The sequence below is a fragment of the Haladaptatus sp. T7 genome, assembly GCF_026008575.1.
GTDB lineage: Archaea > Halobacteriota > Halobacteria > Halobacteriales > Haladaptataceae > Haladaptatus > Haladaptatus paucihalophilus.
The window spans coordinates 1,036,437-1,055,497 of sequence record NZ_BROP01000001.1 but is presented as its reverse complement, the minus strand read 5'-3'; the positions used below and the strand labels follow the sequence as shown (position 1 = coordinate 1,055,497).

Below are 19,061 nucleotides of genomic sequence, written 5' to 3'. Positions count from 1 at the left end.
CCAAGAAAAGATTTATATAGAATCGCAATCAACGAACGTGATGACTATGTCACAGCCAATGGGCAACCAGCCGCTTATCGTTCTTTCCGAGGACAGCCAGCGAACCTCCGGACGGGACGCACAATCGATGAACATCACCGCCGGAAAGGCGGTCGCAGAGGCCGTACGTACCACACTCGGCCCGAAAGGGATGGACAAGATGCTCGTCGATTCGATGGGCGACGTCGTCGTCACGAACGACGGCGTAACCATCCTCAAGGAGATGGACATCGAGCACCCGGCGGCGAACATGATCGTCGAAGTCGCCCAGACGCAGGAGGACGAAGTTGGCGACGGAACGACCAGCGCCGTCGTCGTCGCGGGTGAACTCCTTCAGAAGGCAGAGGACCTCCTCGAACAGGACATCCACGCCACGACCCTCGCACAGGGGTATCGACAGGCCGCCGAGAAGGCGAAGGAAGTCCTCGAAGACAACGCCATCGAGGTCGACGCGGACGATACCGAATACCTCGAAAAGATCGCCTCGACGGCGATGACCGGCAAGGGCGCGGAAAACGCCAAGGACCACCTCGCCAACCTCGTCGTTAACGCCGTGCAGAGCGTCGCCGACGAGGATGGCGTCGATACGGACAACATCAAAGTCGAGAAGGTCGTCGGTGGCACCATCGACAACTCCGAACTCGTCGACGGCGTCATCATCGACAAGGAGCGCGTCCACGACAACATGCCGTACTTCGCCGAGGACGCCGACGTGGCCCTCGTCGACGGCGCGCTCGAAATCGCGGAGACGGAGATCGACGCGGAAGTCAACGTCACCGACCCCGACCAACTCCAGCAGTTCCTCGACCAAGAGGAAAAACAGCTTCGTGACATGGTGGACTCCTTGGTCGATGTCGGCGCCGATGTCGTCTTCGTGGACGGCGGTATCGACGACATGGCCCAGCACTTCCTCGCGCAGGAAGGCATCCTCGCCGTCCGCCGCGCGAAATCCAGCGACATGCAGAAACTGGCTCGCGCGACCGGCGCGACCCTCGTCAACAGCGTCGACGACATCACGGAAGACGACCTCGGCTTCGCCGGAAGCGTCGCACAGAAGGACGTCGGCGGCGACCAGCGCATCTTCGTCGAGGAAGTCGAAGAGGCGAAATCCGTCAGCCTCATCCTCCGCGGCGGCACGGAACACGTCGTCGATGAGGTCGAGCGCGCAATCGAGGACAGCCTCGGTGTCGTTCGCGTCACGCTCGAAGACGGCAAAGTGCTCCCCGGCGGCGGTGCCCCCGAGACGGAACTCGCACTCGCCCTGCGCGACTACGCCGACAGCGTGGGAGGCCGCGAACAGTTGGCCGTCGAAGCCTTCGCGGACACGCTCGAAGTCATCCCGCGCACCCTCGCGGAGAACGCTGGACTCGACCCCATCGACTCGCTCGTGGACCTCCGCAGCAAACACGACGGCGGCGAGGAGAGCGCCGGACTCGACGCGTACACCGGCGACATCGTGGACATGAAAGACGACGGCGTCGTCGAGCCGCTCCGTGTGAAGACTCAAGCGGTCGAGAGCGCAACGGAAGCGGCCGTCATGCTCCTTCGCATCGACGACGTTATCGCGGCCGGTGACCTCTCCGGCGGCAAGGTCGGCGACGACGATGACGAAGGCGGCGCGCCCGGCGGTGCCCCCGGCGGCATGGGCGGCATGGGCGGCATGGGCGGAATGGGTGGCATGGGCGGCGCAATGTAAATTTCGACGAAAGGAAATATTTCATTGCACGGCCGAGGTTGCCTCGGCCAAGGCTATGTAAAATCAGTCGTTGACCGATTTTACATAGCCCGTCAGGCTCTGCCTGACAGAGACTATGTAAGCGAGGTTTCGAAGAAACTTCGAATGTCGAACGGGCTGTGCCCGTGAGACGGCCCCCGTACCCACTCCGACCGACGAACCGTCTTCGAGAGAAACGCCCGTTTTAACCGTTATTTTTCGTGCATCGAGTCGTACCGCTCTGCCAGCAGCAGGTATGGTTCGATGGCATCCGCATGTTCTTCGAGCGTAACGCAGTCGCCCTCGATACGTACTATCCCCGAATCTTCGAGTTTCGGGAGGTGGCTGTGGTGAAGTTGGGCGAACACGCGCCGCTGGTCGGTATCCGACTGTTGGTCGGAGATCCGCTCGGCGAGGGTCGGTACGGTGAGCGATGGTCCGTGTTCGATAAGTTGCCGAAGCACGAGTCGTCGGCGCGAACTCGCCAGTGTGGAGAAGATGACGGACGGTGCGGGCGTGTCGATGTTGTCTAAGGTGGGCATCCGTGAGGTCCTATGATTGGTGGAAATCCGTCGTTACGGTTGTGTTTCGAGTCACGAAACTTGTACTCGGAAATATGTGCGCGAACCAAACTGAATGTTGGCCTTATATTTCAGGCAGTTTATTTCATGACTGCTTTCGTTTCCCGAGAATGGTGTTCTCGACGAGGCGGGATTGTGCCCGCCGCAATCGCTCGGAAACCGACTGTTTGCTGATGTTCAGCGTCGAACTCAACTCCGAGAGCGTGGCGTCGCGTGGCACTTCGAAGTAGCCCGACTCGTGGGCCGACACGAGCGCTTCGCGCTGTGGCTCCGTGAGCTGAAACGCCGTTTCGCTGTCGCCCGGCGTGTACAACCGTTCGAGGGAAAATGCGATGTCGTTTCGGTTGCAGAACTGCTGAAACTCGACCAGCCCGGTCCGCTCGGGGAAGCGGACTCGCCGCGTCCACGTCCCGTCCGCTCCGTGGCCCGCCATTGGAACGGCACCGAGCTCCTGGTAGGCGGGGTACACCGGGAACAGCGCCTCCCGATTCATTCGAAGTCGATACAGTTTTCGAACGTCTAACTCCTCGACGATAGAGTGCGACTCTATCGTCGGGTCGTGGTGAAGCGCGTCGTTGAACGCGTCGAAGTCTCCGCCCGTCGCCCAGACGATGAGGAGCGCAGTTTCCGACGAACTCGCCATCTGCTGTTCGAGTTCGACGGTCATCTCCGGGACCGCTTCGAGCGTCGCTGTCAGTACGAGGTCCGGTGCACTGATGGTGAACTCCGCGATGACGCTCATGACCGAGGCGACTCACCCCGGGGTTAAGTAGTATTGGTCGTTTACTCGTCCTCGTCGAGTTTGAACTGTTCGTGCTCGCTCGCGGCGTTGAGCACGACGCTCGTGTTGCTCTCCTTGATGTCCGGGTCGATGAGCAGTTTCTTGATCTGTTTGTTCATCCCGTCCGTGTCGGTGAACTTTCCGATGGCGATGATGTCGTAATCTCCCGTCACCTCGTACACGCTTATCATCTGGTCGTGGTCCTGCAGTCGTTCGGTCACTTCCGGGAGCGCGTTCCCCTCGACTTTCAGCTGGACGACCGCTGTCACGTCGTATCCCAGTGCGTCGTAATCGACGCGCGGGGAGTAGCCTTGAATGACACCCTGTTCTTCGAGATGGGTCAGATGATTCGAGATGGTCGTCACCGAGACGTCCAGTTTCTCCGCCAGGCTCCGAAGGCTCGCTCGACCGTCGCCAAGTAGTTCGTTTACGAGCTTCGCATCCAGATTTTCGTACGTCATTACACCAACCAACTCACTCCACCCATTAGAATTTAACGAATATCCAATTCTGGACCAGAATCGCACAGTTGACCAACCGATACTGTTTTAATGGTGGATGTATTTGCGTAGGGTGTCTATAAAGATGACAGACGGAAATATTGCCACTGATGAGGATACAGGGCTATCCGCTGAGGAACAGGAAGTTTTGGACGCGATTGAGACGGAAAACGTCGATTTCGTCCGTCTCCAGTTCACCGACATCACGGGGACGGTGAAGAACGTTAGTATTCCTGCCCATCAGGTCGAAAAGGCCTTCGAAGAGGGAATCTGGTTCGACGGCTCGTCCATCGAAGGGTTCGTTCGCATTCAGGAAAGCGACATGCGTCTCGAACCCGACCCGTCGACGTTCGCCGTCCTCCCGTGGCGCTCGAACGGCGACTCCGCGAGCGCACGTCTCATCTGTGACGTCGTGAACACCGACGGAACGCCGTTCGACGGCGGTCCGCGTCAAGTGCTGAAACGCGTCCTCGCCCGGGCCGAGGAGATGGGCTACACGGTCAGCATCGGACCCGAACCCGAGTTCTTCCTCTTCGAGAAGGACGAGGAGGGCAACGCGACGACCATCCCGCACGACTCCGGCGGATACTTCGACCTCGCGCCGAAGGACATGGCGAGCGACGTTCGCCGCGAAATCATCTTCACGCTGGAGGAGATGGGCTTCGAAATCGAGGCCAGCCACCACGAAGTCGCGGACGGTCAGCACGAGATCAACTTCAAGTACGAGGACGCGCTCGCGGCGGCGGACAACATCGCCACCTTCCGCGCCGTCGTCCGTGCGGTCGCCGAGCAGAACGACATCCACGCGACGTTCATGCCCAAGCCGATCAGCGAGATCAACGGCTCGGGTATGCACAGCCACATCAGCCTCTTCGACGAGGACGGTAACGCGTTCGACGACCCCGACGACGAGTTCAACCTCTCCGAGACGGCCTATCAGTTCATGGGCGGCATCCTGAACCACGCCGAGGCGTTCACCGCGGTCACGAACCCGACCGTCAACTCCTACAAGCGCCTCGTTCCCGGCTACGAAGCGCCCGTCTACGTCGCGTGGAGCGACACCAACCGCTCGGCGCTCATCCGCGTCCCCGACGCCGCAGGTGCGAGTTCGCGCTTCGAAATCCGTAGCCCCGACCCGTCGTGTAACCCCTACCTCTCGCTCGCCGCCGTCATCTCGGCCGGGCTCGAAGGCATCGAGAACGACGCCGACCCCGGCAAACCCGTCCGCGAGGACATCTACGAGTTCACCGACGAGAAGCGCGAGGAATACGGTATCACGACGCTCCCCGGTTCCCTCGACGAAGCGGTCGACGCGCTCGAAGAGGACGACGTTATCAGGGAAGGCCTCGGCGAGCACGTGGTCGAGAAGTTCATCGAAGCCAAGCGCGCGGACTACGCCGACTACCGCGTCTTCGTCTCCAACTGGGAGAAGGAGAAGTACTTGGAGAAGTTCTAAGCGTCAATTCTCTTTCGACCTATTATTTTCGGATACGCGAGGATTCCACCCTGAACGACCGCATTGATGGCGAAGACGACGACGAGCGGTAGCGACGCCTTCAGTCCGATTACCGACAACCCACCGAAGACGAGCAGTCCGACCACGCTCGACCAGCCGCCGACCGTCCCGTCCGGCGGACCGACCAGCTCCCACGTCACGAACGCGCCGACGGTTCCGCCGAGCGCGGTGACGGCATCGACGAGGCCGGTCTCCGCGAGGGCCGTTTCGACGGGCGACAACACCACCGCGACGGCGAACGCCGCGAACGCACAGAGGACCGCGAGGGCGAACGCCGCCCGCGGTCGTCGATTCAGCCCCCAGACCACGATGGCGAGGTAGGCCACTCCGACTGCGACCCCGGCGACGACATCGACCGCGAAGTGGACGCCGAGGACGAGCCGCGAGAGGCAGACGACGGCGACCATGGCACCCGCGGCCGCGAACCGCTTCCCTCGGCTCCAGCGGTCGAGCGACAGCGCGAGGAGGAACCAGAACACCGTCGAACCGATAGCGTGACCGCTCGGGAAGCCGTACCCCGTCGCCTCGACGAAACGGACCGAATCCGGGGGTCGTGCCAGCGCGAAGAATCCCTTCAGCGCGAGCGTCAGCGAGAGTGCCCCAAGCGTCGCGCCGAGGAGGAACCCGAACGCGTCGCGGTCGTCGCTGTACCAGTAGAGGAGCGCGCCGAGGAGGAAGAACAGCCACGCGTCTCCGAGTTGCGTGACGACGGAGAACGCCTCCTGTACCCAGTGTGGCAACGCCCTGTGGAGGAATTGAACGACGCCCCAACCCCGACTCATGGCTACGAGCGCCAGTCCTTGATCCGACCGCCGACGCGTCCCGGTACCCCGGCGGCGCTCACGCCGAACCCGACGAGCACCATGAGGGTGTACAGCCCCAGCGTGGAAAGCCAGACGATTATCATCGCGCCGATGGCCCATCCACCGTCGAGCCATCGGAACGCGCCGAGCGTCATCACCGTCCCGTAGAGGAGGACGAGATACGGACCCCACCCGCGTGCGTGTCCGCGACGCATCCGTCTGCGGACGTACCCCTTCAGCTCCGACTCCAGCTCGGATTTCTGAACCGTGCGCTCATCGACGTCGTGCTCGAACTCCTCGAACTCGGACTGTAGCCGCTCTACGTTGCCGTGGAGTTCGAGGATGTCCGGTGCGGACTGCTCTGTATCGTCGGTCATGTCCTCTCCTTTGACTCCCTGCTGTCTTTCTGTGGTGCCTGCCACGCCTTTAGTTTTCCTGAAGTGCCGTCCCGCGAGAACGGCGTTGATGACCGCCCCGAACAGCAGGACGATGCCGCCGAGGTAGAGCCACGTGACCACCAACAGCGCCCCGCCGAGGACGCCGTAGGCGGAAAACTGGGCCGTCGAATCGACGTAGACGCCGAATATCGCTTGGAGGGCGGTCCACCCGAGCGTGGCGAACAGCGTCCCCGGAAGGGCCTCCCGAACGGTCACGTCCGTGTCGGGAAAGAAGTAGTACAGGGGTAAGAAGACCGGAATCAGCCCGAACAGGAGCGCGACGGAGACGATGGTCCGCCTGAAGGGAACCCACGAGAGCGACGGCAGGAGGATGTTGACCACCGCGACCCCGGCGACGCCGAGCGCGATGACCGCCAGTACGACGGCGGCGTCGGTCATCGTGTCGATGAACGGTTCGCTGACGTTCACGTCGTAGACCCGGGAGAACGCCTCGTCCAATCCGCGGAACACCCGCAACGTGCTCCAGACGAGGACGAGCGACCCGACGACGGTCGCGCTCCGGCGTCCGGACGCGCTGGAGAGCGAATCCTGCACGATGCTCTTCGCCTTCGGCGAGAGCAGACTCTGAACCGTCCCGACGACGGTGTTGGCGAACGCGTCGCCGCCGACGAACGACGCGATGGCGAGCGCCAACAGCAGCGCCGGGAGGATGGAGACGAACGCGTAGTACGCGATTCCCGCCGCGAGAAACGTTATCTCCTGTTCGCGCGCGTAGTCGATGGTTTCGCGTGCCGTCGTTCCGATAGTCACGACGGGTACTTCCACGAAATCGACCAAAAGCGTTGGCTACTATCGACCCCGTGCTACGGTCGCGTCGCCGCCCGAATCTCGGCGACGCTGGCGGGCGTCTTGAACGTCGTCCCGCCGTAGTGGGTGCGCGAGGCGTCGTAGCCCGCATCCCGGAGGCGCTCCAGGAACTCGTCCATCCCCGAGGCCGAACGCGTCCACTCCTTGCAAAGCCGGTGTTGGTCGTAGTGGGTCGGTCGGTGGAGTTCGCCCGAGAGTTGCGTTAGAAGTTTGTTCGCCTTCTTCGCGGTTCCCATCTCCTCGGTCACGTTCTCGCGCACCGCGTCCACGAAGTCGGCGTCGTGGGTCGGGCCGAGCCACACCGGACCGGCGGTGAGAACGCGGTTTCCCTCGCACGCCGGGCAGGTTTCGGGCGGGTCGGCGATGAGTCCGTACTCGTGGTCCCGGTGGAGACAGTCCTCGCAGTGATAGAGGTGGCCGAGTTCGTCGATGGCTCCGTTGGCCGTCGTCGCCCCTTCGTCGAGTTCGAGGTACGTTCGGACGTAGTGGCTCGTCGCGTGCGTCAGGAGCGGCGTGACGCCCTTGTCGTAGCGGGCGGCGGTGCGGGCGAGCGCGGAGAGGAGGATTCGAACCCCCATCTCGGCGTGATAGTCCGTGTTGCGCGGCACCGCACTGTACTTCCGGACGCCGCTGTGGAAGTGCGCGCCACAGAGCGGCGCGGTGTCGGTCGCCGTCACGCAAACCAAATCGCGCGTGTTGGCGAAGGCGGCGTCGGCGAAGGGAATAGGCGTCCCGAACGGGTCGATGTCCACCACGTCGAACACCTCCTCGTGCATGAGCGCGTTGGCGTTCCGGTGGACGACCTCCCCCGGCAGGTCGTTGCGCTCGAAGTTCTCCCGGCAGAGTTCGATGGCGTCCGGGTCGATGTCGGCACAGGTCACGTTCCAGTCGTTCGCGGCGGCGCGGACGCCGCGAATCCCCGAGGCCGCCATGGCGTCGAGGTAGTACTCCGCCCGCGGTTCGCGGTCGCGGTACGTTCGTAGGACGGCCACCGTCAGGTCGCGGTTCAACTCCTGCACCGGATTGAAAAACACGTCGTCGATGATGGCGTCCCCCTCCTGCTCGGGAACTTCCACCTCGATTCCTCCTTCGCGGACGTTCATGCGTGCTCGTCGGCGTTCCGTCCCGAAAAGGGATACGGGTTGCCGTCGCGTCGGCGGTCCGACCGCCTCCTCGCTATCGGAACGGGTTTATTTCGTCCGTCCGAACCGATGGCCCGTGCCCTCGGTTTCGAACTCCGTCTGTCGGTCGCATTCTCCCGGGGAGTGGATACCGTGAACCGCGTCGAGGAGTGGGAAACCGAACTGGCCGACGCGGGGTCGCTCACGCCCGACATCGTGGGAAGAATTCTCTCGACGCACGACGACAGGGGAAAACAGGCCATCGAAGCCGTTTCCGAACGGCGCGTCAAGGAGTACCGGGATTTCGTGGTCGTCGTCGGGTTCGAGGACGAGTACATCGTGGAGGAGGGGTGCACCTGCCGTGATAGCGAGTACAATCTCGACCCCGCCGACCCGACCGACCTGTGCTGGCACGTCCTCGCCGCCAAAATCGCCCGACACATCGACGCGATGGACCACCACGACATGTGGTACTCCGACGTACGCGAGTTCCTGTAATCCGCTTTAGCTATCGAGACAGATGTTCACGAAGTTCTCGAGGATTCGAAGCCCCGTGTCGCCGCTCTTCTCGGGGTGGAACTGCGTGCCGAAGACGGTCCCCGACTCGTCGGCGATGACGCTCGGAAAGTCCGTGCCGTAGTCCGTCGTCGCCACCACGGCGTCGTCGTCCTCGGGGACGGCGTAGTAGGAGTGGACGAAGTAGGCGTACTCCCCGTCCACGCCATCGACCAGCGGGTGGTCGCGCTGGACGGAGAGTTCGTTCCAGCCCATCTGTGGCACCTTCTGGTCCCCGTCGAACCTGACGTTCGTCCCCGGAATGAGGTCGAGTCCGGTAACGTCGCCCTCCCCGGCGTGCTCGGCCTCCTCGCTCGTCGTCAACAGCATCTGCATCCCGAGACAGATGCCGAACACCGGCGTCCCGCTTTCGGCGGCATCGACGAGCGCTTCGCGGTACGGTCCGGCGTTTTCCACACCCTCACGGAACGCGCCGACACCCGGCAGAACGATGCCGTCGGCCGCGTCGAACGTCGCCGGGTCGTCGGACACCTCGACGTCCGCTCCCGCGCGTTCGAGACCCTTGACCGCGCTCCGGAGGTTGCCGAGGCCGTAATCGACCACGACGACCGACGCGGCCCGTTGCTTCGCGTGCGTGTTCCCTTCCATACCGCCATCTACCAACTCAACCTACAAACTGTTTCGCGTTTGCGCGAAATTTGATCTCTAATCGTGACTATGTATCACACCGTTGGGCCAAAAGGTTTGAATAGGAAGATTTAACCTACAAGTACAGAACGAATAACATGTATTCAGATGGTAAATCGACGCACGTTCATCAAATCCGCGAGTACGGCAGGACTCGTCGGCCTTTCGGGCATGGCCGGGTGTATCGGAACCTTCGGAAAGCAAGCCTACAAGGACGGTAAAATCAAGTTCCTGATGTCTCCGACCGAGCCACAGGAACAGATGATGGCACAGTACACGCCCATCAAAAAGCGTCTGAACAACTACATCGACGCTGTTAACACCGTGAACATGAAGTACGCGAGCGACTACAGCGCGACGCTTACCGCGCTCGATAGCGGGACGGCGGACGTTGCGGAAAGCGGTCCGTTCGCCGCCGCACTGGGCGTCAAAAATGACCGTGCGGACATCATTCTTCAGCGCCACGCCTACGGAACGTGGACGTACTACAGTGTGATTATCACGCGCGAGGATTCGGACATCTCGTCGCTGAAGGAACTCAAGGGAAAAACCGTCGCGTTCGCCGACCCCCTGAGTGCCAGCGGGTCGCTCTACCCACTGCACATGCTGAAACAGGCGGGGCTCTCGATTCCGGAGTCACCGGGCGACCCGAAGGGTGCCGACTTCACCCCAAAATGGTCCACCCACGACAAAGCGTACAACGCGCTGAAAAGCGGTCAAGCCGACGCCGCCGGTGTCGGTCGATTCATCGTCTGGGACTACGACGCGGACGATTACGTCAAGGGCGTCAAGGAACTCGATATTCGCTCCGAAATCCCGCGTGCGCCGATTATGGTTTCCCCGAAACTCTCGGACGACGAGAAGGAAAAAATCACGAAGGCCTTCACCAAAGCGCCAGACGAGATGTACTACGGAGCGGACGGCAAACAGGACACCGACGACGACATCTGGTTTGATGGCGTGAAGAAAGCCGACGCCTCGACGTACCAACCCGTCGTCGAAGTGGCCAACAAACTCGGATACGGCGAAGATATCTTCAAGAACTAACCTCCTCAAAAGATGGATCAACGACAGTAGATAATAAACTATTAGCTTTTAGGACTTAGTTCAAATAATCACATGGCATCATTGACGGTATCGGACATCACCAAGGTTTACGGTGGCGAAACGGTGGCACTCGACGACGTTTCGTTCGAGATCCCCGACGGGGAGTTCGTCATCCTTCTCGGTCCGTCTGGGGCGGGGAAATCGACGTTGCTTCGTCTTCTGAACGGCCTCGAACAGCCGACGGAGGGGGAGATTCGGATCGGCGACGACCGGGTTTCGGGTACCCGTAGCGACGTGGCGATGGTGTTCCAAATGCACTACCTCGTCGAAAGCATGAGCGCGTACCGAAACGCTCTCACCGGAGCACTCAACCGGACTGACACGGTCGATAGCGTCTTCACACGGTACGACGAGAAGGACAAGGAAATGGCGTTGCGGTCGCTCGAAACCGTCGGGTTGCTCGAAGAAGCGAATCAACGAGCGGACAGCATGAGCGGTGGCCAGCAGCAGCGCGTCGGCATCGCTCGCGCCCTCACACAGGACCCGCAACTCCTGCTCGCCGACGAACCGGTCGCGAGTCTCGACCCGAAAGCCGCCCAAGACGTGATGCACTACATGAAGCGTGCGGCGGCGGAACGAAATCTCACGTCCATCGTGAGCCTCCACCAGGTCAACATCGCCCGCGAGTTCGGCGAGCGGTTCATCGGGCTCAGGGACGGGAACGTGGTGTTCGACGGTGGAAAAGACGACCTGACGATGGAAGACGTCGACCGGATCTATTACGGCGAATCACCGGAGAATTCGGCCATCAACAACATCGCATAACATGGCTACGGACATCACCGAAATCAAACAGCGAATCGAGCACGAACAGCGCATCCGGCGAATATCCGGCGGCTTGGGAATTCTCGCGGTCCTTCTGATAACCGGCTTGGGGATGACCTATCTCGGCTTCCTGCTGGCGGACCTCGTTCGCCAGTTCGGAACGTGGATCAACTTCATCGGGGCGTTCCTCAAACCCAACTTCGTCGATTTCACGAGCTACACTCACCAGCACGATATCGGCGGCCTTCGCGCGATCTGGGTCAGTTTCACACATCCACAGTATTTCGTTAGCACCATCGCCAACGCGTCCGTTTCGAGCGGCTCCGTACTGGTTTCGGCGGCGTTCGTGACGATCCTCGTCGGCTTCTGTGGTACCGTGATCGGGTTTCCACTCGCGCTCGTCTTCGGTATCCTCGGCTCCGAACGCGTGACCCCGTTCCCGTTCAACTTCATCTTCCGCGGGGCGATGAGTACCATCCGCGCGGTTCCGGCGTTGGTTTGGGTGCTCATCTACATCCCGCTGACAGGCATTAATCCGTATGGCGCAGTGCTCGCCATCGCAACCGATACCATTGGCAACCTCGGACGACTGTTCACCGACGAACTCGAAGAGATCGATAACGGGCCGATAGAAGCGATTCGATCGACCGGCGCGAAGCGCCCACAGGTTGTCATCTTCGGCATGCTCAGTCAAGTGTCGAACTCGTTCATCGCGTGGACGCTCTACGTCCTCGAAATCAACACCCGAATCGCCGTCAGCCTCGGTGTCGTCGGTGCCGGCGGGTTGGGGATGTACATCAACCTCCGCCTGCAGACCGTGAGTTCCGCCTCGTACGCCCGTGCGGCGGCGGGACTCGTTACGGTCGTCGTCATCGTCGTGACCGTCGAACTCCTCTCCTCGCGCATTCGTGCCCGCCTCCGGCCGGGCGAACACGAACGCTCGGGATTCTTCGAGACGATACGAGGTCTCGGAGACACGGGTCGCTGGCTCGGTTCCGGCAACAAAGATTAATCTCACTCGTTCCGTATCTCCAACTATAAATAACTCCACGCAGTGGCTTCGAGTATGAATCCCTCGCCCTCCTCGCTTTCCAGACGTGGATTCTTGACGACGACGGGAACGCTCGGCGCGGCGGTCGGCGTCGGCGGTGCGACGACCACGACGACCGGAACGACGGCGTTCTCGGACGACGCGCCGAAACCGGCGTGGACGGTCCCCGAATCGCCGGAGGACTCCGACTCCCGGTACGAAGCCGCGTATCCCATTACCGTCGCCGACGGAATCGCCGTGGTCATCGTCATCTCCGATTCGACCGAATCGACCACGTACCAGTTTCGCGGGTTGGACGAATCCGACGGGACCGAGCGGTGGACGAAGGAGTTCCCCGGTATCTCCTTCCCGGTCATCGACGACGGTTCGATGTACTTCTACGTTCGGAACGTGCGGAACGACACCGACTCGGAAGGGGCGTTCGTCGCGCTCGATTTGAAAACCGGCGACGAACGGTGGCGCAAATCGACCGACACGTCCTCGACGCAGACGGCAGTGGGCGGCGGGAACGTGTATCGCCTCTCCTCCGACGACCGGTTTATCCTCGCGTTGGACGCCGAATCCGGAAAGCAAGTGTGGAGTTACCAAGCCACACAGAACGATATGCGCGCCGTCAGTTTCCAGTTCGCCAACGACACCCTCTACGCCAGTTTCAACGACGCCATCTACGCGTTCGCGCCGGACGGGACGAAACGCTGGCAGAACGTCGAAACCGACCTCACGACCCTCTACGTGCGGTCGGTCACCGATACCCACCTGTACGCCATCGAAGACGGTTCCATCTACGCGTTCGACGTCGACGACGGGTCCCGGGACTGGTCCGTCGAGAGTCTGGGACAACCCGTCGAGAAAGACGGCGTGCTCTACTCGTGGGGACCGGACCTCAAGGCCATCGACGTGGAAGACGGGGCGGTCCAGTGGCAGTACGACGACGTCGGACGCACTCGCGCCGAACCGGTCGTCGCCGACGGAGCGGTGTTCGGCGTGGACAGGGAGGGGACCGTCTCCGCGATAACGACCGACGGGACGGAGCGGTGGACGTTCGACATGGAGTCCACGGAGGAGTACAGTTTCACCACCCTCAACGTCAGCGACGGGTCCGTGTACGTCTCCTTCGAGCGGACGCTGTACGTCCTCTCGACCGACGACGGCTCGTTACGGTGGTCGTTCACGGGTGAGAACCGTGCCATCAACACCATACTCGCGGACGATGTTATCCTCTTCGGGACCCGCGGTACGCTGTTCGCGTTCGACCGCCATCATTCGCTTCTCTCCACGGCCATCGACGGAACGGGTGAATTCCTCACGTCCGGTCCGGGGATGGCGCTCTCGGGTATCCTCGTCGGGACCACGGCGTTCGCGGCGTACCGACGGTGGAACGATGACGACGGGGCGGTCACGGCGGACGCCACCGAACCGACGCTCGACTACGGTCGGTTGGACCGCCTCTCTTCGGACGCGCTCACCGAGACGTATCGCGTCAGGAAACGCACCGACGACGGCCCGGAAGTCGTCGTGGAGCGACACCTGACGGACCCGCAAGTCGCGGGGACGTTCCGCTCGGCGACCGAACGCTGGGCCGAGATGAGCGACCGAACCGGCGTCGTTCCCGTCCTCGAAACCGACGGCGACAGCATCGAACTGCCCTACTACGCGGACGGGTCGCTCGCCGATTCCCACCGGCCAGTCGAGGAGCGACTCGACGCTCTCTCGGACGCGAACACGGTGGTCCACGACGCACACTCTGACGGCGTGATTCACGGCGGTCTGACTCCGAAGTCGATTCTCCTCGACGGCGACGACGTTGCCGTGGCCGATTGGGAACTGGCCGCCGCGCTGGCCGAGTTCCGCGACCGGTCGCCCTACGACGCGCCGGAGCAGGTCGCGGGCGAGGCGGGTGACGAGCGAACCGACGTGTACCGCCTCGGCGCGATTGCGGCCTTCGTTCTGACCGGCGAGGACCCCGACGGGGGGTCGCTGCGCATGCTCGACCCGGAGTATCGGAAACTTCTCCTCGCCCGAGCGGACCCGAACGAGTACGAATCGCTTCGCTCGGATTCCGTCTCACCGGAACTGTACGAGGTGATATCGAAAGCGATGGCGGACGACCCGGACGACCGGTTCGAGTCGGTCGTCGCGTTCGACGACATGCTTCGCTGGGCGGCGTTTCGCGCTTGAGGTGCGAGCAAGAACGAAATAGTTTGCCACCGTTGTACGAGTGGGGGAAGAGAGTGGTCACCGCATTACTGATAGTCGGATTGTTCGTCGCCGTGTTCGTCGGCTACAACATCGGGGGGTCCTCGACGGGGGTCGCCTTCGGTCCCGCGGTCGGCAGCCGAATCATCGGGAAAGTCGGAGCGGCGGCGCTATTCACCGGTTTTGCCCTCTTGGGCGGGTGGACGGTCGGTCGAAACGTCATCGAGACCATGAGCAACGGTATCGTCCCGGCGAGCCAGTTCACGCTGGTGACGAGCATCGTCGTCCTCTTTTTCGCCGGGTTCGCGCTGCTCATCTCGAACCTGTTCGGCGTGCCCGCCTCCACCTCGATGACGGCGGTGGGCGCAATCGTCGGCTTGGGGTTGGCGTCGAACACGCTCAACGAATCGTTGATGTTCACCATCGTCTCGGCGTGGATCGTCGCGCCGCTTTCGGCCTTCTTCGTCGGGTTGGTCGTCGGTCGGTACCTCTACCCGCATCTGGACGCCCGATTCTCGTTCTCACGAATCGAGGACGGATTGCTGACGGTGGACCGTTCGGGGTCGATTCCCCGACCGAAACTCGGCGGTAACGTCGGCAAACGAGAAGCGGGCGGCGCGGCATCGGTGCTCATCATCGCCTGTTACATGGGGTTCAGCGCGGGTGCGTCGAACGCGGCCAACGCGGTCGCTCCGCTCATCGGAAACGGGTCGATAACCGCCAGCCAAGGAATCCTCTTGGCCATCGGAGCAATCGGGCTCGGCGGCTTTACCATCGCTCGCCGGACCCTCGACACCGTCAGCGACGGCATCACAGACCTGCCGATTCTGGCCGCGCTCATCGTCTCGCTCATCGGCGCGACCATCATCACGATTCTCTCGCGGCTCGGAATTCCGGCGAGTCTCGCGGTCAGCACCACGTCGTGTATCATCGGACTCGGGTGGGGTCGCGCCAGTCGCGCGGTGACGGTCGCGGAGGTGGCGGACACCGCGCTGCAGGGCGAACAGACCCCCACCGCGGAACTCTCCTCGGGTGCGTTGATAGCGGAGACCAGCGAATCAGAGGTGCCGCCCGGCCCGACCATCGGCGACGTGGCGGACGGCGACGTTCCCGACTCGGGCACGGTCGGCGACGGCGGTGAAGCCGGAGAGGTGCCGCCCATCGGCGAGGAGAGCATCGAGGAACTGACCGCGGAAAACCTGTTCGACCCGGCGGCGACGAGCCGAATCGTCCTCCTCTGGGTCCTCTCGCCGACCCTTTCGGCGGTCGGGTCGTTTCTCATCTTCGAGTTCATCCTGAACGTCGGGTGAGTTCGTTCCCCGGGAACAGCTGTCAACGACAGAGAAAACTGTTTTACTGGCGTTCGCCCGTCCAACGTGCCATGGGGGAACACGTTCTCGTTCCGTTGGATGGTTCGCCGAAATCGGTGGAGGCGTTCGAATACGCGGCGTCGATGCCGGACGTCGAACTCACGCTCATCACCATCGTCAACCCGTTCGATATCGACCCGCTCTCACCGGGGTATCAGTCGCCGATAGGGAAGTCGGGGATGCCCGCCTATTCCCAGGAGTGGTATCAAGAGGAGTGGGACAACGCGCACGAACTGCACGAGGAACTCGGTGAGCAGGCGAACGTTCCGGTCGAGAGCGTCGTCAAGATGGGCCAGCCCGCCCGCCAAATCCTCGTCTACGCCCGCGAAAACGACGTAGACCACATCGTCATCGGAACTCACGGAAAGGACGACATCTCGAAAATCATCCTCGGCTCGGTCGCCGACAAGGTGATGCGCCGCGCGCCGATGATGGTCACGGTCGTCCGCTGATTCGTTCGGCCGTTCGCCGTTTCTCCCGGCCGTTTGCTGATTCGTGCGGCAAAGACGGGTCGCCGATTCCGATAGCGGTGGGTTGTTGATTCCGATAGCGGTGGGTCGTCGAGTGTGACGATTGTCGCGCGGATTCACCGGTTTCGGTCGCGGTGGTGGTAGGTTTCTCGTCCGTCTCGGACGTTTCTTGCCGGATGGTACTCGTTGAAACCGGGTGCGTCCCGCGATTTTGTTCTCGTCGATGAGTGATAATACAACATCGGAATACGTGTTCGAATCCCTACAATTTTTGTTCGTTTTACCGTTATAACTAGGTCCTACTCGCTAAGTATTGGCGACAGGCGGCTCATAACGAAATGTGAACCGATGTTTTACCAGGTTGCACTATGCGAGGAACCAACCGGAATCGCGGCAAGCTTAAACGCAGAGGCTATTTGAAGGGAATCGCGGCAACTGGCATCGGCGCCGGAGCAGTGAGCAAGTTCTCGGGCGCAACGAACGCGGCCACGGACGATGTCGTACAGGCGGACGGAGATAACGTCTACCTCATCTTCGGGGTTGACACCGACTCCACCGACCTCGAATCGTGGCTGGCAGACCACAAAAACGACCTCCAGACCAGTTCACAGGAGTCGTCGTCCGAGGTCATCCAGTATCAGGAGGTCTCCCAACTGAACGTCAACCAGCAGAAGTACGCCGTCGCCATCTCCATCGACGGTGGGGAGGCAGACGCCATCCAGCGCACCTACCAGAACAACCAGAACGTGCAGGCGGGGAAGGCGTGGTCGAAGAACGCGAAGGCCGACCACAAGAAACAGACGTTCAAGGACGTCAAGAACGCCTACATCATCTTCGCACACGAGACGGAATCGAGCGAGTTCTCTGGGTGGGTCGTCAGCGACGACGAATACCAGAGCGAACAGTCCGCCGACGCCAAAATCGACCAAGAACAAGAGGTCGATCAGGTCAACTACAGCAGTCAGAGTCGCGCCGTCGCGGTCGCGGAAGGCGGGAGCTACGCCCGTTCCTACCAGCGAAGCTACCAGCTCAACGAAAACGTGCAGGACGCGGAGGCGCTCGCGAAGAACGTCGGCGACGGCGATAACCAGAGCGCCGACTCGTCCGTCGACCAGTCACAGGAAGTCAACCAGCTGAACTACAACAAACAGGGCGTCGCGGTCGCCCTCGCCGTCGGCGAGGGCAGTACCGCCAAGGCGTGGCAGATCAGCTGTCAGTTCAACCGGAACAAGCAGATAGCGAAGGCCACGGCGCTCAACTTCGACCTGACCCCCGTCAGCGAGTACATGTCCACCGCCAAGATGACGGGCGACTACTCGGACTCCGACGTGAAACGCACGTCGGACGGGTCGATGCAGGCGAACAAGCAGGGTGCCGAATCCGAAATCGACCAGTTCCAGGACGTCAGCCAGCGTAACTCCAGCGTGCAGAACGCGGCCTTGGCGGTCGCGCTGAACGGTAGCGAGTCGACGGCAACGCAGGCCAGCTATCAGGGTAACTTCAACGCCCAAATCGCCTCGGCGACCTCGGTCAACGTGGACGAGGGAGCCCTCCAAATCGAGGGCGTGGTGAAGGGTACCGATGCGAAAGGCGACGGGTCGTGGGCGGTCGCGTACGACAAAGGCCACAACCAAGTCAACACGCAGAAAGCCATCAGCGAAATCGTACAGGAACAGTACATCGAACAGCTGAACGTGAACGAGCAGAACAGCGCCATCGCGTTCTCCATGGACGACGGTAACGCGACGGCGGAACAGCTCAACTACCAGCGGAACGAGAACGTCCAGTACGCAGAATCGAACGCGGGCAACTGCCAGAGCTAAACGATTCGAGACTCGGCTTCGAAACGTCTCGTCGGTGACGAAGAGAAAGCCCCGTTGATTCTGTCGTTATTTTCGCGGTTCGTGTCCGACTCCGTAGCCACGGCGTCGCCGAATCCCGTCCGTCTCGCCCGCTCAGAAATCGCCGAGGTTCGACTGGCCGCCGTTCGCGCCCGCCATCGTCGCCGCCTTGTCGAGCGCGCTCTCGAACGTGGACTCCTGACTCCGGTCGTAGAGCGTGGCGGCGGGGTGCAGGCAGACGAGCACGTCGCGTTTCATCCCGCCGAGTTCGACGGCTTCTATCGACCCGGCTTCGTTCGTCACTGCCACGTCTCGGTCGAGGACGTGCTGGCTCGGAACCTTTCCGAGCGTGACGATGACGTCGGGGTCCACGAGTTCGATTTCCCGTTCCAGATACTCCCGGCAGTTGTCGAGTTCCTCCGTCGTCGGGTCGCGGTTCTCCGGCGGGCGACAGCGAACGCAGTTGGTGATTCGAACGTCCGCCCGCGACAGTCCCCTGTCGCGGAGTTTTTCGTCCAGCACCGACCCGCTCCGACCGACGAACGGTTCGCCCTGTTCGTCTTCCCGCGCGCCCGGTGCTTCCCCGATGAATAACACGTCCGCGTCCTCCGGACCGACGCCGTTGACGATTTGACTTCGGCACTCGACTAGTGCCGGACAGCGCGTACAGTCGGTGACGTCCAGTCCCTCCATCGTACCCATGGTCGCCCGAACGGGTGGGACGTATTAAGTATCCTC

At 61.9% G+C, this 19,061-nt stretch carries 18 protein-coding genes; 10 read left to right on the top strand and 8 right to left on the bottom strand.

Annotation, left to right across the window (positions count from 1 at the left end; translation table 11 throughout):
* Window positions 1–58 precede the first annotated feature (58 nt).
* Window positions 59–1,735: a thermosome subunit alpha gene (gene thsA / locus OPC11_RS05775; protein ID WP_264781330.1), complete on the top strand. Its 1,677-nt coding sequence runs from the start codon at window positions 59–61 to the stop codon at window positions 1,733–1,735.
* 230 nt (window positions 1,736–1,965) lie between these two features.
* Here the strand turns inward: thsA and OPC11_RS05770 are convergent, their stop codons facing one another.
* From OPC11_RS05770 to lrp, 3 genes are all read right to left on the bottom strand, one after another.
* Window positions 1,966–2,295: a helix-turn-helix domain-containing protein gene (locus OPC11_RS05770; RefSeq protein WP_264781293.1), complete on the bottom strand. Its 330-nt coding sequence runs from the start codon at window positions 2,293–2,295 to the stop codon at window positions 1,966–1,968.
* A 124-nt stretch (window positions 2,296–2,419) separates the two neighbouring features.
* A complete protein-coding gene (locus tag OPC11_RS05765; RefSeq protein WP_264781292.1) occupies window positions 2,420–3,076 on the bottom strand; it encodes a helix-turn-helix domain-containing protein in 657 nt (218 codons plus the stop codon).
* A gap of 41 nt (window positions 3,077–3,117) precedes the next feature.
* Window positions 3,118–3,576: an HTH-type transcriptional regulator Lrp gene (lrp, locus tag OPC11_RS05760; protein WP_007976550.1), complete on the bottom strand. Its 459-nt coding sequence runs from the start codon at window positions 3,574–3,576 to the stop codon at window positions 3,118–3,120.
* A 124-nt stretch (window positions 3,577–3,700) separates the two neighbouring features.
* On the opposite strand from lrp, the gene glnA reads away from it, so the two are divergent.
* A complete protein-coding gene (gene glnA, locus OPC11_RS05755; RefSeq protein ID WP_264781291.1) occupies window positions 3,701–5,071 on the top strand; it encodes a type I glutamate--ammonia ligase in 1,371 nt (456 codons plus the stop codon).
* Here the strand turns inward: glnA and OPC11_RS05750 are convergent.
* Genes OPC11_RS05750 through OPC11_RS05740 form a run of 3 tightly spaced genes read right to left on the bottom strand, consistent with a single transcriptional unit; the run spans window position 5,068 to window position 8,302 of the window.
* Entirely contained in the window at window positions 5,068–5,913 is an 846-nt protein-coding gene (locus tag OPC11_RS05750; protein ID WP_264781290.1) for a phosphatase PAP2 family protein, read from the bottom strand. The two genes, glnA and OPC11_RS05750, sit on opposite strands and share 4 nt — an antisense overlap.
* Before the next feature lie 2 nt (window positions 5,914–5,915).
* Window positions 5,916–7,142, bottom strand: a complete 1,227-nt coding sequence (locus tag OPC11_RS05745; protein WP_264781289.1) for a YihY/virulence factor BrkB family protein — start codon at window positions 7,140–7,142, stop codon at window positions 5,916–5,918.
* A 53-nt stretch (window positions 7,143–7,195) separates the two neighbouring features.
* A complete protein-coding gene (locus OPC11_RS05740; protein WP_007976554.1) occupies window positions 7,196–8,302 on the bottom strand; it encodes a tRNA (guanine(26)-N(2))-dimethyltransferase in 1,107 nt (368 codons plus the stop codon).
* A gap of 171 nt (window positions 8,303–8,473) precedes the next feature.
* Here OPC11_RS05740 and OPC11_RS05735 point away from each other — a divergent pair, with 171 nt between their 5' ends.
* Window positions 8,474–8,818 carry a hypothetical protein gene (locus OPC11_RS05735; RefSeq protein ID WP_026177792.1) on the top strand — a complete coding sequence of 115 codons (345 nt, stop codon included), beginning with the start codon at window positions 8,474–8,476 and terminating at the stop codon, window positions 8,816–8,818.
* Window positions 8,819–8,824: 6 nt separating this feature from the next.
* Here OPC11_RS05735 and hisH read toward each other — a convergent pair whose 3' ends face one another.
* The gene (gene hisH / locus OPC11_RS05730) at window positions 8,825–9,484 is read right to left on the bottom strand and encodes an imidazole glycerol phosphate synthase subunit HisH (protein ID WP_264781288.1); all 660 of its coding nucleotides are present in this window, start codon (window positions 9,482–9,484) and stop codon (window positions 8,825–8,827) included.
* A gap of 147 nt (window positions 9,485–9,631) precedes the next feature.
* On the opposite strand from hisH, the gene OPC11_RS05725 reads away from it, so the two are divergent.
* The 7 genes from OPC11_RS05725 to OPC11_RS05695 all read left to right on the top strand — a co-directional run bounded on the left by OPC11_RS05725 (window position 9,632) and on the right by OPC11_RS05695 (window position 18,305).
* On the top strand, window positions 9,632–10,570 hold the full coding sequence (locus OPC11_RS05725) for a phosphate/phosphite/phosphonate ABC transporter substrate-binding protein (RefSeq protein WP_264781287.1): 939 nt from the start codon (window positions 9,632–9,634) through the stop codon (window positions 10,568–10,570).
* 72 nt (window positions 10,571–10,642) lie between these two features.
* Complete coding sequence (gene phnC / locus OPC11_RS05720; RefSeq protein ID WP_264781286.1) at window positions 10,643–11,395, top strand: phosphonate ABC transporter ATP-binding protein; 753 nt, start codon at window positions 10,643–10,645, stop codon at window positions 11,393–11,395.
* Between the two features lies 1 nt (window position 11,396).
* Window positions 11,397–12,407, top strand: a complete 1,011-nt coding sequence (locus OPC11_RS05715; RefSeq protein WP_264781285.1) for a phosphate/phosphonate ABC transporter permease — start codon at window positions 11,397–11,399, stop codon at window positions 12,405–12,407.
* A gap of 54 nt (window positions 12,408–12,461) precedes the next feature.
* Window positions 12,462–14,624, top strand: a complete 2,163-nt coding sequence (locus OPC11_RS05710; RefSeq protein ID WP_264781284.1) for a PQQ-binding-like beta-propeller repeat protein — start codon at window positions 12,462–12,464, stop codon at window positions 14,622–14,624.
* A 53-nt stretch (window positions 14,625–14,677) separates the two neighbouring features.
* Window positions 14,678–15,952 (top strand): inorganic phosphate transporter, encoded by a 1,275-nt coding sequence (locus tag OPC11_RS05705; protein WP_264781283.1) that lies wholly within the window; start codon window positions 14,678–14,680, stop codon window positions 15,950–15,952.
* A gap of 71 nt (window positions 15,953–16,023) precedes the next feature.
* Window positions 16,024–16,464 (top strand): universal stress protein, encoded by a 441-nt coding sequence (locus OPC11_RS05700; RefSeq protein ID WP_007976566.1) that lies wholly within the window; start codon window positions 16,024–16,026, stop codon window positions 16,462–16,464.
* Window positions 16,465–16,937: 473 nt separating this feature from the next.
* A complete protein-coding gene (locus tag OPC11_RS05695) occupies window positions 16,938–18,305 on the top strand; it encodes a hypothetical protein (protein ID WP_264781282.1) in 1,368 nt (455 codons plus the stop codon).
* A gap of 132 nt (window positions 18,306–18,437) precedes the next feature.
* Here the strand turns inward: OPC11_RS05695 and OPC11_RS05690 are convergent, their stop codons facing one another.
* Window positions 18,438–19,025, bottom strand: coding sequence for a uracil-DNA glycosylase (locus OPC11_RS05690; RefSeq protein ID WP_264781281.1), 588 nt, complete (start codon window positions 19,023–19,025; stop codon window positions 18,438–18,440).
* Window positions 19,026–19,061 lie beyond the last annotated feature (36 nt).